This window comes from Streptomyces sp. NPDC096012 (assembly GCF_040426375.1).
GTDB lineage: Bacteria > Actinomycetota > Actinomycetes > Streptomycetales > Streptomycetaceae > Streptomyces.
This window is the reverse complement of record NZ_JBEOTD010000004.1, coordinates 310,840-323,989: the sequence shown is the minus strand read 5'-3', so window position 1 is coordinate 323,989 and position 13,150 is coordinate 310,840. Positions and strand designations below refer to the sequence as shown.

Annotated in this window: 12 protein-coding genes and 2 tRNA genes; 11 read left to right on the top strand and 3 right to left on the bottom strand. The window is 71.2% G+C overall.

Annotation, left to right across the window (positions count from 1 at the left end; translation table 11 throughout):
• The first annotated feature begins 48 nt into the window (after positions 1–48).
• The 9 genes from ABVB68_RS07235 to ABVB68_RS07195 all read left to right on the top strand — a co-directional run bounded on the left by ABVB68_RS07235 (position 49) and on the right by ABVB68_RS07195 (position 5,354).
• Positions 49–213: a hypothetical protein gene (locus ABVB68_RS07235; RefSeq protein WP_353600023.1), complete on the top strand. Its 165-nt coding sequence runs from the start codon at positions 49–51 to the stop codon at positions 211–213.
• A gap of 159 nt (positions 214–372) precedes the next feature.
• On the top strand, positions 373–543 hold the full coding sequence (locus ABVB68_RS07230; protein WP_353600053.1) for a hypothetical protein: 171 nt from the start codon (positions 373–375) through the stop codon (positions 541–543).
• A 56-nt stretch (positions 544–599) separates the two neighbouring features.
• Complete coding sequence (nadD, locus tag ABVB68_RS07225) at positions 600–1,313, top strand: nicotinate-nucleotide adenylyltransferase (RefSeq protein ID WP_353600022.1); 714 nt, start codon at positions 600–602, stop codon at positions 1,311–1,313.
• A 16-nt stretch (positions 1,314–1,329) separates the two neighbouring features.
• Positions 1,330–3,174: an LCP family protein gene (locus ABVB68_RS07220; protein WP_353600021.1), complete on the top strand. Its 1,845-nt coding sequence runs from the start codon at positions 1,330–1,332 to the stop codon at positions 3,172–3,174.
• Positions 3,175–3,273: 99 nt separating this feature from the next.
• Entirely contained in the window at positions 3,274–3,720 is a 447-nt protein-coding gene (gene rsfS, locus ABVB68_RS07215; RefSeq protein ID WP_353600020.1) for a ribosome silencing factor, read from the top strand.
• Positions 3,717–4,385, top strand: a complete 669-nt coding sequence (locus ABVB68_RS07210) for a histidine phosphatase family protein (RefSeq protein WP_353600019.1) — start codon at positions 3,717–3,719, stop codon at positions 4,383–4,385. Before rsfS ends, ABVB68_RS07210 begins: the two co-directional genes overlap by 4 nt.
• A 93-nt stretch (positions 4,386–4,478) precedes the next feature.
• Positions 4,479–4,551: transfer RNA gene (locus ABVB68_RS07205), tRNA-Ala, on the top strand.
• A 392-nt stretch (positions 4,552–4,943) separates the two neighbouring features.
• The gene (locus tag ABVB68_RS07200; protein ID WP_353600018.1) at positions 4,944–5,117 is read left to right on the top strand and encodes a hypothetical protein; all 174 of its coding nucleotides are present in this window, start codon (positions 4,944–4,946) and stop codon (positions 5,115–5,117) included.
• A gap of 3 nt (positions 5,118–5,120) precedes the next feature.
• A complete protein-coding gene (locus tag ABVB68_RS07195; protein ID WP_006136074.1) occupies positions 5,121–5,354 on the top strand; it encodes a hypothetical protein in 234 nt (77 codons plus the stop codon).
• On the opposite strand, the gene ABVB68_RS07190 is transcribed toward ABVB68_RS07195, so the two are convergent.
• Positions 5,344–6,564 carry a glycosyltransferase 87 family protein gene (locus ABVB68_RS07190; RefSeq protein ID WP_353600017.1) on the bottom strand — a complete coding sequence of 407 codons (1,221 nt, stop codon included), beginning with the start codon at positions 6,562–6,564 and terminating at the stop codon, positions 5,344–5,346. The genes ABVB68_RS07195 and ABVB68_RS07190 overlap by 11 nt on opposite strands.
• 102 nt (positions 6,565–6,666) lie before the next feature.
• On the opposite strand from ABVB68_RS07190, the gene ABVB68_RS07185 reads away from it, so the two are divergent.
• A tRNA-Ala gene (locus ABVB68_RS07185) sits at positions 6,667–6,739 on the top strand.
• Between the two features lie 163 nt (positions 6,740–6,902).
• On the opposite strand, the gene ABVB68_RS07180 is transcribed toward ABVB68_RS07185, so the two are convergent.
• Both ABVB68_RS07180 and ABVB68_RS07175 read right to left on the bottom strand, forming a co-directional pair.
• Positions 6,903–8,513, bottom strand: coding sequence for an NADH-ubiquinone oxidoreductase-F iron-sulfur binding region domain-containing protein (locus ABVB68_RS07180; protein WP_353600016.1), 1,611 nt, complete (start codon positions 8,511–8,513; stop codon positions 6,903–6,905).
• Complete coding sequence (locus ABVB68_RS07175) at positions 8,510–9,802, bottom strand: ferric reductase-like transmembrane domain-containing protein (protein WP_353600015.1); 1,293 nt, start codon at positions 9,800–9,802, stop codon at positions 8,510–8,512. The genes ABVB68_RS07180 and ABVB68_RS07175 overlap by 4 nt, the downstream gene beginning before the upstream one ends.
• Before the next feature lie 401 nt (positions 9,803–10,203).
• Here ABVB68_RS07175 and leuS point away from each other — a divergent pair, with 401 nt between their 5' ends.
• Positions 10,204–13,086: a leucine--tRNA ligase gene (gene leuS, locus ABVB68_RS07170; protein WP_353600014.1), complete on the top strand. Its 2,883-nt coding sequence runs from the start codon at positions 10,204–10,206 to the stop codon at positions 13,084–13,086.
• The last annotated feature ends 64 nt before the right edge of the window (positions 13,087–13,150 follow it).

Here is a 13,150-nt window from a genome sequence, read left to right as displayed (position 1 = left end):
TAGGCGGAGATACCGTGGACGGGCAGTACAGCCGAAGGAGTCCCAGTCATGGAGCACCACCCCTCAGCCGCCTGGCTGACCGAGGCCGCCACGAGCGCCGTCCAGCAGCACGGGACGGGCAACCTGCTCCGCGTCGTCCTCCTCGTGATGATCGTCGGTTGTGCGCTGACCGCCTGGCTGCTGCTGCGCGGCTACAAGCGGAAGGACGACTGACGGACGGGGAAGGTTCCCCTCCGCCGGGCGGTGGACGCCCTCCCCGGTGCGGGCGGCCGCCCGCCGCCCCGGTCACCCACGGCGGAGTCGGCGTGATCGCCGCCGGGGCGCCCGCTTACGATGAGCCGACGTCTTTATTCCGCCCACACGCGATAGGTCATGCCGAAGATGAGCTACCACAGCGCCGCAGCCCAGTTGGTCACTCTTGCCGCCGAGGGCGAGCACGGCGGAAACCACAACAGCCTGAACCCGGCCGTCACCGGCGGCGGTGCCCTGATCATCCTGCTCCTGCTGCTGTGGATCACCACGCGCTTCAACCGCGACCGCTGAGCGGGGAACCCGTCCCCGGCCGGAGGCCCGAGGCCGGGCCGGTAGGGTCTGCACGCATGGGAGAGCAGGACATGCCTACCGGTCCGGCGCACAAGAGCACCGAAGACGCCGGATCCGTCGAAGGCGCCGAGAACTCGGCCGGAAACCCGCTGCGCGGGCCGGGCAACGGGCCCGCCCACACGGGCAGGCGACGCCTGGGTGTCATGGGCGGAACCTTCGACCCGATCCACCACGGGCACCTCGTGGCGGCCAGCGAGGTGGCCGCGCGGTTCCAGCTGGACGAGGTCGTGTTCGTACCCACCGGTCAGCCGTGGCAGAAGTCCCACCGCAAGGTCTCCCCGGCCGAGGACCGCTACCTGATGACCGTCATCGCGACCGCCGAGAACCCCCAGTTCTCCGTCAGCCGTATCGACATCGACCGCGGCGGCCCCACCTACACCGTGGACACGCTGCGCGACCTGCGCGCCCTCAACCCGGACAACGACCTGTTCTTCATCACCGGTGCCGACGCCCTCGCCCAGCTGCTGACCTGGCGCGACTCGGTGGAACTGTTCTCCCTCGCGCACTTCATCGGCGTCACCCGTCCCGGTCACCACCTGACCGACCCGGGGCTGCCCGAGGGCGGTGTCTCGCTCGTCGAGGTGCCGGCGCTCGCCATCTCCTCCACGGAGTGCCGGGAGAGAGTCGCCAAGGGAGACCCCATCTGGTACATGGTGCCGGACGGAGTCGTGCGCTACATCGACAAGCGCGAGCTGTACCGCGGCGAATGAGCCGAGAGGGGCACCGGTGAACGACCGATACGACGCGGGGGACGCGGGGGACGCCGGCTACGGCGCCGGCCCGTACGAACTCGTCGGCTACGACGAGTACGGCCGGCCCATGTACCGGCAGGTTCCGGCACAGCAGGCGCCGCAGGCGACCCACGACCCGTACGCCCAGCAGCAGAGCGGCTACGGCCACGACCCCTACGACACCGGCCGGCAGACACCTGCGGCCTCGTACGGCTCCGCCCCGCAGGCGCCCTCCTACGACCCGTACGGCTCCGGCTCCCCGACTCCGTACGACCCGCAGGCCCCGTACGGCTCCCAGAACCCCTACGACTCCCAGGCCGGGTACGGTTCCCAGGCCTCGTACGACCCCTATCGCGCCACCGCCCACGATGCCGCCCCCTACGACCCGTACGGGCAGGCGGCGAGCAGCGGGCAGCAGCCCCGGGTCGCCGAACAGACCGCCTACATCCCGCAGCAGGCCCGCCCCGCGGAACAGGACGCGGGCACCCGGCGCGGTCCCGGGCGCCGGGGCGAGCCCGCCGCCCCGGACGAGCCGGGCGACGGCCGGGATCCGGGCGGCCCGGACTACCGCACCGAGCAGTTCGCGTTCGTCGAGGAGCCGGACGGCGACTCCGAGGACGTCATCGACTGGCTGACGTTCACCGAGAACCGCACCGAGCGCCGCGAGGAGGCCCGCCGCCGGGCCCGCGGCCGGGTCATCGCGCTCCTCGTCGTCCTCGCCCTCGTCGTCGCCGGGGGCGTCGGCTACCTCTGGTTCGCCGGAAAGCTGCCCGGCCTGTCCTCCTCCGGCGCCGAGGCCGGCACGGCCACGCCCGCCGCCGCCCAGAAGCGCGACGTGATCGTCGTCCACCTGCACAACACGGGCAAGGGCGGCACCTCCACGGCGCTGCTGGTCGACAACACCACCACCAAGCAGGGCACCACCGTCCTGCTGCCCAACTCCCTCGCGGTGACCGGCGACGACGGCTCCACCACCACCCTCGCCAAGTCGGTCGACGGCGACGGCTCCTCCGGCACCCGCGACCAGCTCGACACCGTCCTCGGCACCGACATCCAGGGCACCTGGCGCCTGGATACCCCCTACCTGCAGAACCTCGTCGAGCTGGTCGGCGGCATCGAGATCGACACCGACACCGACGTGCCCGACCCGGGCAGCAGGAAGAAGGGCGCCGAGCCCCTCGTCCACCGGGGCACCGGCCAGAGCCTCAGCGGCAAGATGGCCGTCGCCTACGCCACCTACCGCGCGGCCGGCGAGTCCGAGAACGCGCAGCTGAAGCGCTTCGGCCAGGTCATGCAGGGCGTCCTGCGCAAGATGTCCTCCGATCCGTCCTCGGCCACCACCACCGTCCAGACGCTCGCGCAGATCCTGGACCCGTCGCTCACCGACAAGGACCTCGGCACCTTCCTCGCCAAGCTCGCCGACCTCGCCAAGAGCGGCGACTACAAGACCGCCCTGCTGCCCGTGCAGGCCGACGGCACGCTGAGCGCCGAGACCAGTGACAGCGTGGTCAAGGACATCCTCGGCGGTGCCGCCAAGAGCCCCGTCGCCGGCTCCGCGCTCCGGGTCTCCGTCCAGAACGCCAGCGGCGTGAAGGAGGACCTGGACAAGGCCCGCGTGGCGCTCCTCAACGGCGGCTTCACCTTCCGGGAGGGCGGCACCGCCGCCGGCAGCCGGACCACCTCGCAGGTGACCTACTCGGACGCCTCCCACAAGGCGGACGCCGCCGAGGTCGCCAAGACCCTCGGCCTGCCCGCCGGCTCCGTGGCGAAGGGAGCCGTCTCCTCCGGCGCCGACGTCTCGGTCGTTCTCGGCGCCGACTACCGGCCCACCTCCTCCTGACGAGGGCCGGCACACCCCACGCGACGGTAATCGCGTGGGGTGTGCCGGGCGGTCCGTGAGACCCTTGAAGACCAGAGACCGCCGACGGAAAGCCATGTAGTGACCGCCACCGACCGTTCCATTGAGCTCATCCACACCGCCGCCCAGGCGGCGGCCGACAAGCTCGCCCACGACGTCATCGCCTACGACGTCAGCGACGTGCTGTCGATCACGGACGCCTTCCTGCTGGCGTCCGCGCCGAACGACCGCCAGGTCAAGGCCATCGTCGACGAGATCGAGGAGCGCCTGCAGAAGGACCTCGGCGTCAAGCCGGTACGCCGTGAGGGCGACCGGGACTCCCGCTGGATCCTGCTCGACTACGTCGACATCGTCGTCCACGTCCAGCACAGCGAGGAGCGCGTCTTCTACGCCCTGGAGCGGCTGTGGAAGGACTGCCCCGAGCTGGACCTGCCGTCCGACGCCAAGGCCACCCGCGGCAAGGCGGAGGAGCACGCCAGGACGCAGGCCGCCGAGGCCGACCAGGAGCCGGACGGGGAGTGGCGATGAGTGCCACCGGCGAGGTCAGCGACCGCAAAGCCCAGGGCCGCCGCATCATCCTGTGGCGGCACGGCCAGACGTCGTGGAACGTCGAGCGCCGCTTCCAGGGCAGCACGGACGTCGAGCTGACCGAGACCGGGATCATGCAGGCCCGCCGCGCGGCCCGGCTGCTCGCCTCCCTGCGCCCCGACGCGATCGTCTCCTCGGACCTGCGGCGGGCCGCGGACACGGCCGCCGAGCTGGCCGCCCTCACCGGTCTCGACGTCATCCGTGAGGAGGCCCTGCGCGAGACCTACGCGGGCGCCTGGCAGGGGCTGACGCACGACGAGATCATCGCCCGGCACCGTGCGGAGTACGTGGCCTGGAAGCGCGGCGAGCCGGTCCGCCGCGGCGGCGGCGAGCTGGAGACCGAGGTCGCCGACCGCGCCGCCCCGGTCGTGCTGGCCCACGCCGAGAAGCTGCCCGCGGACGGCACCCTGGTCGTCGTCAGCCACGGCGGCACCATCCGCACCACCATCGGCCGGCTCCTCGACCTCGAGCCCCGGCACTGGGAGAGCCTCGGCGGTCTCTCCAACTGCTGCTGGTCGGTGCTGGGCGAGGGCGCCCGCGGCTGGCGCCTGCTCGAGCACAATGCGGGCACCCTCCCGGAGCCCGTCCTCGGCGACGACGACTGAGCGTCCGGAGCCCCACGGACCCCGGATTTCACTTTCCGGCAGGTCACAGGCTAAAGTTCTTCTTGTTCGCCCCGCCGGGCGGGAAGAACACCCGGGGCTATAGCTCAGTTGGTAGAGCGCCTGCATGGCATGCAGGAGGTCAGGAGTTCAATTCTCCTTAGCTCCACTGGTCGACACTCTGTCGAGTTGTCAAAGATCGGTGACGAGAATCCCGTCCCTTCGAGGGGCGGGATTTTCCGTATCCCAGCCCGTCACGGACAGTGAAGCACCCGCCACTGACAACCGCCCCGGCGGTCCGCCGGCGACGGGCGTCCGGACGGGTCGGCCGGTCGCTGTGGCGTCCCTCGGCACACTGGTGCCGACCGGGCTTGAGTCGCTCGGGGCCCGCCGTCGTATACCTCTGCGGGGGCGTCCGCGGTGCCGGCCCGGCGCAGGTGGGTACGGCCGCGACGGGGGGCTGTGTCCGGACTGGTACTGAGGCGTCGCTGACCGTATTGCTCCGGCCGTGGCAGAATCAAACGGCCGGAAGGGGGCGCGGCCCGACGGGAGGGAGTGGCGATGCCTGCGAGCATCCGCGAGGAGGGCGGCCTCCTCCTCGGTGCGGCGTTGATACGGGGCACGGCCACCCGGCTCAGCTGCCCTTCCTGCGGTTCCGCGCACGTGGCCCAAGTGCTCGGCGACAACGGCGGAATCTCCTACGTGTGCACGGCCTGCGGCCACAGCTGGAGCTGATCGATGGGTGCACACAGGCGGAAGTGCGACTGGTGCGGCAGTGGTACGCCCATCGTCCGAGACATGGAACCGATCAACCCCGACTACCAGTACTGGTGCGAGGAATGCGCGCGGGCGCTGATCATAAAGGGCGACCCGATCGAGACCTACCGGGAACTGGAGGGCGAGCCGATCTACGGTCGCCTCCTCGAGGAGCACTGCACGCTCAAGAGGTTCTACTCCTTCGTCACGGCTTGACGCGGGCCGCACCGGCACCGGGTCTCGGCAACGATGTCCATGCCAACACGAGGAAGAGCGCACCGACGCCTCCGTAGAGGGCCGAGAACGTCAACTCCCGGGCGTCCTGGTGCATTTCGGGGCGCCCGGAGCCGTGGGGGACCCACCAGGGCGCGTAGGAGCAGAACACCAGCAGTGAACCCAGTGCCGCCGCCCTGTGCCCGTGCGTCCACAGCAGCAGGACCAGTGGCACACACCACACCCAGTGGTGCGTCCAGGACACCGGGCTGATCAGCAGCGCGGTGACCGCGCAGACGCACACCGCCCAGGCCCGCCGGCCGCGCAACTCCGCCGCCACGGCCACCGCGAGGCCCAGCAGGGCCGCCACGGCCGCACAGACGGCCCAGGGCGCCCCCGGGTCCGGTGTGTGCAGAAGCCGGGCCAGGACACCGCGAAGGGCCTGGTTGGCGGTGTCCTCGGCGTGCCCGACCCGGCCCGTGCGGAAGACCATGTCCGTCCAGAACCGCCATGAGTCGTGCGGCAGGACGGCCGCCGCCAGCAGGGTCGGCCCGGCGAACGCGACGGCCGCCCCGCGCGCGTGCCGCAGCCAGGGCCCCGGGTCCCTGCCTCGTGTCCGGGCCGCGGCGGCCGTGAGGAGCAGGAACACCGGGAACAGCGCGGGGGTCAGCTTCACCGCCGCGGCCAGCCCCAGCCCCACCCCGGCCCAGCGGTCACGGCGGCCGGCGGGGCGGCGCGAAAGGTCCCACAGCACCAGGACCGCCAGCAGCAGGTTGACCTGGCCGTAGCGCAGGGTCGTCCAGACCGGCTCGCACCACACGGCCGGCGCCGCCACCCACCAGACGCTCTCCACGCGCGCGTGGCCGACGAGTTTCAGCGACAGCCGCACGAACACCACCAGCAGCGCGAGGTTCCCCGCCGTCGCCAGCGCGCGCAGGGGAGCGGTGTCCAGCAGGGACAGCGGTGTGAACAGCAGGGCCGCGAAGGGCGGGTAGGTGGTGGGCAGGTGCGCGGCCGTCGCCCGCAGCGCGTAGAGATCGCCGCCGGCCCGCACGGTGGCACCCTCGGCCCGGTAGACCAGCAGGTCGATCATCGACACGTGGGCGGCCCGCTGGGCGAACCAGAAGGCCGCGAACGACGCCAGGCACACCCCCAGCGCGACCGGTGCCCGGCGGGCTGCGGAGAAGGCGATCACCGTCACGAAAGGTGACATTAGCCTCCGTACGGGAGCAGAGCGGAAACCGATTTGGTACTGCGCCCCGGTGACCGTGTAATGTTGGCGTCGCCGCCGGGGAAACCGGGCGGACCACAGCAAGGGGCTATAGCTCAGTTGGTAGAGCGCCTGCATGGCATGCAGGAGGTCAGGAGTTCAATTCTCCTTAGCTCCACAGAAGTCGAAGGCGGACCATCCCTCGGGGTGGTCCGCCTTCGGCGTGTTCCAGGAGCGGCACTCCGTACCGCACGGCTACCCGGTCGGCGACGCGTGGCGGAGGCGTACGCGAACGGCGAGGGTCGGGCACCCGGTTCGGGTGCCCGACCCTCGTGGCGTGCTCAGCGGCCGAGCGCGCGCCGGCCGCGGCCCTGGGACAGGACCGGCAGATTGCGCGAGGGCGCCTGCCCGCGCGTGTCCTCCTCCAGGCGCAGGGCGAGCGCCGGGCAGCGGCGCACCGCGCGCAGCGCCTTCGCCTCCGCGTAGCGCGGCACCTGGGCCTGGGCCACGGTCGGGAAGCCGTCCGCGCCCAGTTCGAAGACCTCCGGGAGGATGTCGGCGCACAGGCCGTGCCCCCGGCACAGCGTCCAGTCGACGTAGATCTTCTGGCGGCTGGCGCCGCTGTCCTCGGGCTCCGAGCCGCCCGAGATGCCCGCGGGGGCCCTGCCCCCCTCGAAGAGCGGCAGAACGCCCTCCACGGGCCGTCCGCAGCCGTTTCCGAGGACGTGGGCGGCGAGGTCGTCGGTGAACGCCTTGATGGTCGACTCCAGGAACATCGCCGAACCGTCCGGGTGCGAACACGCCCCGCGCCGCTTGACGTTCTTGGCGACCTGCTTCAGCGCCTCCAGGGCGGCCGGTCCGCCGCCGTTGAGGATGTCCTCCAAACCACGCGCGGCGGCGGGCAGTCCGAGGTAGCAGGGGCCGCACTGGCCGGCACTCTCCTCGGCCAGCCACTGGGCCACCCGCAGCGACTCGCCCAGCGGGCAGGTCTCCTGGCTGATCGGCAGGATCGCGCCCGCGCCCAGCGCACCGCCCACCGCGTCGAGGGAGTTGCGCGAGACGATCGCCTCGTCGACGGTCGCCGCGTCGATCCACTTGCCGTGGTAGCCGCCGGTCAGCACCCCCTGCGGCACCGGCGGGGCACCGGCCAGCTGCAGCACGTAGCGCAGCGGTACGCCCGTCGGGACCTCGAGCACCATCGGGCGCGCGACCGCGCCGGAGACCGTCAGCATGACGGTGCCCGGCTCGTCGTACAGGCCGGTGTTGCCGTAGCGCTCGGGACCGATGCGGGCGGCGATGGCCAGCTGCGCGAACGTCTCCGCGTTCGACAGCAGGGTGGGCGCGCCGCCGACGCCGGTCTGCGAGGCGCTGATCTTGCGGCCGGGCGGGATCGCCGGGCCGCCGTCGATCGAGCGGACCAGCGAGGCGGCGGCGCCGGTGACCATGCGTACCGGGTTGCGCTGCACCCACGCGCGGAGCGCCGATCTACGGCTGTTGCTCAGACCCCGTTCGGCCAGCGCGGCCTCCATGGAGCGCTGCGTGGACTCGCGGGTGACACCGATCACGAGCGTGCGCGCGCCGAGCGCCTCGGCGCACAGCAGCGCGCCGTCCAGGATGAGGTGCGGCGCGCGGTTGATGAGCACCGTGTCCTTGCGGCAGGCGGGTTCGTCCTCGCTGCCGTTGACCACGACGACCGGGCGCACACCGCGCTTGATCGCGGACTCGGCGACGGAGCGCAGCTTCTTGTGGAAGGGGAAGCCGGCGCCGCCCCTGCCCTTGAGGTTGATGCGCTCGGCGAGCTGGGCGAGCTGTTCGCCGCCCAGCGGGTCGAGCGGCCCGTGCACCTTCAGGTGCATGGGCAGGTCGAGCCGTTCCACAAGGTCGAAGCCCGACGTGAGCTGGGGAAGCCCGACCACGCGGACTTCGGGGACGTCGGGCAGGGCCTCGTTCACCTATAGCCTCCGGAAGGCATGTTCCAAGGTTCGCCCGAACCGGGCGCGTCGTACGAGGTGCCGGGGGTTGGTTCAGTGGCGGGACCGCTGTTGAACGTGTCACTCGGGTTGTACGTGCCGTAGAAGCCGTTTGTCTCACCGGTGTCGTACACGTCACTTCCGGCGTGGCCGGGCGTGCCCGGATTGCCGTAGACCGGGATGGTGTATCCGGTGTCCTGGAGCGGGTCGTACGCGGACGGCGGGGCCTCGCCGACCGGCGGCGGGGACGGGACCGGCCAGCTGCCCGAGGTGCTGGAGGGTCCGTCCACGCGCGGGAAGGCCTCCGTCGGCTGCAGATCCAGCGGCAGCTCCATGCCCGCGGTCCGCCCGGCCGCGAACGGCTGCTGGGGCCGGCCAGGGGTGGAGACCGTCCGGTAGGCGGCCGCGAAGCCCGCCGTGGGCTCCGCGGTGGGGGCGGCGGGGGACTGGTAGAGGGGTGCGGTGCGGGAGGCCGGCGAGTCCGCGGACGGCCGCCTGCGCTCCCGGCGGCCCTCGTAGCCCTGCGGGCCCTGGTCGCCGGCCCGGGACCGGCTCGCGTCCAGTTCCTCCAGTCCCGGCCGTTCCGAGCTGCCGAACATCCCCACCAGCCGGTCGGCGACCTTGCGCTTGACCGGGCGCGGGGCGGCGCGCAGCGCGAGGGCGCCCATCACGCCGAGCAGGGACAGGCTGTAAAGGATCACGAAGACAGGCTTGGCCGCGCGACCCGCGTAGAGTCCGTGGACCAGCGCGGCGCACCAGGCCGGATAGGCCAGCATGTGCATGGCCCGCCAGCGGGCGGCGACCGGGGCCGGGGTGGCGAAGTTGCTGCGCAGGGCGCCGGTGATGCCGACGAAGATCATCAGCAGGCCGGCCAGGGAGCCCAGGCCGATCAGGCCGCCGATCCCGGTGACGCCGAGCGAGAACGGGATGACCGCCGCGATCAGCTGCGTGTGGCCGAGGGCGATCTTCGTGGTGATGTGGAGCAGCAGGAACGCGATGGAGGCGACGGCGGTCGTCCGGTGCACCGCCTGGCCGACGATCCGCTGCCGGGTGTTCAGGAAGATGCGGTCCTGGGCGAACAGGCCCCAGATCACCGAGCAGCTGAGCGAGACGAGCGACAGCACGCCCGCGCCGAAGTTCAGGAACTCACGGAACTGGCTGCCTCCGACCAGCACGGCCACGGGTATCAGCAGCAGGACGACAGCGGACGCGACCCCGTAGGCCGAGCGGCCCGGTTTGGGGAGCGAGCTGGTACTACGACGAGGGTTCATGGGGGCAACTCCGAGCAGTTTCGGGAAAGCGGTCCCGCTGCCGAACTCTAAGTGGCGCCATACCGATCAGTACGGGGGTTCGAGTTATTGCGTTGTTATCAACGGACAATGCGACTGTGGCGATGTCCCTTAGGGGGCGGTACGCGAAGAAATCTTTGACCTTGGTTCAGTTTCTGTGCGGTTCGTGACATGTCCACTAGGGATACGGAAGCGCGTCGCGGCTTGCTCAAGGCCTGCGGTACCCTAACGCCATGCGTGCTGTACGCCTTCTGCTTAGCGGGCCGCGCTGATCAGCCCCGACCCCGGCCAGCCGTGAGGTCGGCATCGGCGCGGCGTCCCCTCCTGTGCGAGGGGATTTTTCGTTTCCGCAGGCAGAGACGATCGATGGAGCTTTGAGGATCATGAGCGAGACGAACCCCGCTGCCGCCGCCGCTACGTCGGCGGAGGCCGCGCCGCACCGCTACACGGCCGCCATGGCGGCCGACATCGAGGCACGCTGGCAGGACTTCTGGGACGCCGACGGCACCTACGCGGCGCCGAACCCCAAGGGCGACCTGGCGGGCGACCCGGACCTGGTCGCCAGGCCCAAGAAGTTCATCATGGACATGTTCCCCTATCCGTCCGGTGCGGGCCTGCACGTCGGTCACCCGCTGGGCTACATCGCCACCGACGTCTACGCCCGGTTCCAGCGCATGACCGGCCACAACGTCCTGCACACCCTGGGCTTCGACGCCTTCGGCCTGCCCGCCGAGCAGTACGCGGTGCAGACCGGCACGCACCCGCGCGTGTCCACCGAGGCCAACATCGAGAACATGAAGGCCCAGCTGCGCCGGCTGGGCCTGGGCCACGACAAGCGCCGGTCCTTCGCCACGATCGACCCGGACTACTACAAGTGGACCCAGTGGATCTTCCTGCAGATCTTCAACTCCTGGTACGACCAGGACGCGAAGAAGGCCCGCCCGATCTCCGAGCTGATCGCACAGTTCGAGTCCGGTGAGCGGCCGGTCCCGGGCACCACGCGCGCGTGGAGCGAGCTGGGCGGCACCGAGCGCGCCGAGATCCTGGGCGAGTACCGCCTGGCCTACGCCTCCGACGCGCCGGTCAACTGGTGCCCCGGCCTGGGCACCGTGCTGGCCAACGAGGAGGTCACCGCCGACGGCCGCTCCGAGCGCGGAAACTTCCCCGTCTTCAAGGCCAAGCTGCGCCAGTGGAACATGCGGATCACCGCCTACGCCGACCGGCTGCTGGATGACCTGGAGGAGCTGGACTGGCCCGAGGCCATCAAGCTGCAGCAGCGCAACTGGATCGGCCGCAGCGAAGGCGCCCGCGTCGACTTCCCCATCGACGGCGAGCACATCACGATCTTCACCACCCGCCCGGACACCCTGTTCGGTGCCACCTACATGGTGCTGGCGCCCGAGCACCCGCTGGTCGAGAAGTTCACCCCCCAGGCCTGGCCCGAGGGCACGCACGAGGTGTGGACCGGCGGGCACGCCACCCCGGCCGAGGCCGTCGCCGCCTACCGCGCGCAGGCCGCCGCCAAGTCCGACGTCGAGCGCCAGGCCGAGGCCAAGGACAAGACCGGCGTCTTCACCGGAGCCTTCGCGACCAACCCGGTCAACGGCGAGCAGGTCCCGGTCTTCATCGCCGACTACGTCCTGATGGGCTACGGCACCGGCGCGATCATGGCCGTTCCCGCGCACGACACCCGCGACTTCGCCTTCGCCCGCGCCTTCGAGCTGCCGATCCGCTGTGTGGTCGAGCCGGCCGACGGCCGCGGCACCGACACCTCCACGTGGGACGACGCCTTCGTCTCGTACGACGCGAAGATCGTGAACTCGCACGGCGAGGACGTCTCCCTGGACGGCCTGGGCGTGGTCGAGGCCAAGGCCCGCATCACCGAGTGGCTGCAGGGCAGGGGCATCGGCGAGGGCACCGTCAACTTCCGGCTGCGCGACTGGCTGTTCAGCCGTCAGCGGTACTGGGGCGAGCCGTTCCCGATCGTCTACGACGAGGACGGCGTCGCCCACGCGCTGCCCGAGTCGATGCTGCCGCTGGAGCTGCCGGAGGTCGAGGACTACAGCCCGCGCACCTTCGACCCGGACGACGCCGACACCCAGCCCGAGACGCCGCTGTCGCGCAACGAGGACTGGGTCAACGTCACCCTGGACCTGGGCGACGGCCCGAAGAAGTACCGCCGCGAGACCAACACCATGCCCAACTGGGCCGGTTCCTGCTGGTACGAGTTCCGCTACCTGGACCCGCACAACGACCGGAAGCTGGTCGACCCGGAGATCGAGCAGTACTGGATGGGCCCGCGCGAGGGCCAGCCGCACGGCGGTGTCGACCTGTATGTCGGCGGCGCCGAGCACGCCGTGCTGCACCTGCTGTACGCCCGCTTCTGGTCCAAGGTCCTGTACGACCTGGGTCACGTCTCCTCGGTGGAGCCGTTCCACAAGCTGTTCAACCAGGGCATGATCCAGGCCTACGTCTACCGCGACAGCCGCGGTATCGCGGTGCCGGCCGCCGAGGTGGAGGAGCGCGACGGCGCCTACTACCACCAGGGCGAGAAGGTCAGCCGCCTGCTGGGCAAGATGGGCAAGTCCCTGAAGAACGCGGTGACCCCGGACGAGATCGCCGCCGAGTACGGCGCCGACACGCTGCGCCTGTACGAGATGGCCATGGGCCCGCTGGACGTCTCCCGTCCGTGGGACACGCGCGCGGTGGTCGGCCAGTTCCGGCTGCTGCAGCGGCTGTGGCGCAACATCGTCGACGAGGACACCGGCGAGGTCACCGTGACCGATGCCGAGCCCGGCGAGGAGACCCTGCGTGCCCTGCACAAGGCGATCGACGGCGTCCGCCAGGACCTGGAGGGCCTGCGCTTCAACACCGCCATCGCCAAGGTCACCGAGCTGAACAACCACCTGACCAAGGCCGGCGGCGCCCTGCCGCGGTCCGTGGCCGAGCCGCTGGTGCTGATGATCGCGCCGCTGGCCCCGCACATCGCCGAGGAGCTGTGGCGCAGGCTGGGCCGCACCGACTCGGTCGTCCACCAGGACTTCCCGGTCGCCGACCCCGCCTACCTGGTGGACGAGACCGTCACCTGCGTCGTGCAGATCAAGGGCAAGGTCAAGGCCCGCCTGGAGGTGCCGCCGGCCATCTCCGAGGAGGAGCTGGAGAAGGTGGCGCTGTCCGACGAGAAGGTCGTCGCGGCGCTGGACGGCGCGGGCATCCGCAAGGTGATCGTGCGGGCACCGAAACTGGTGAACATCGTCACGGCGTGATGGCCGGGCACGTCACGGTGTGAGGTCCGGGCATGTCACGGCCGGGCACCGTCGGGGGACCGCC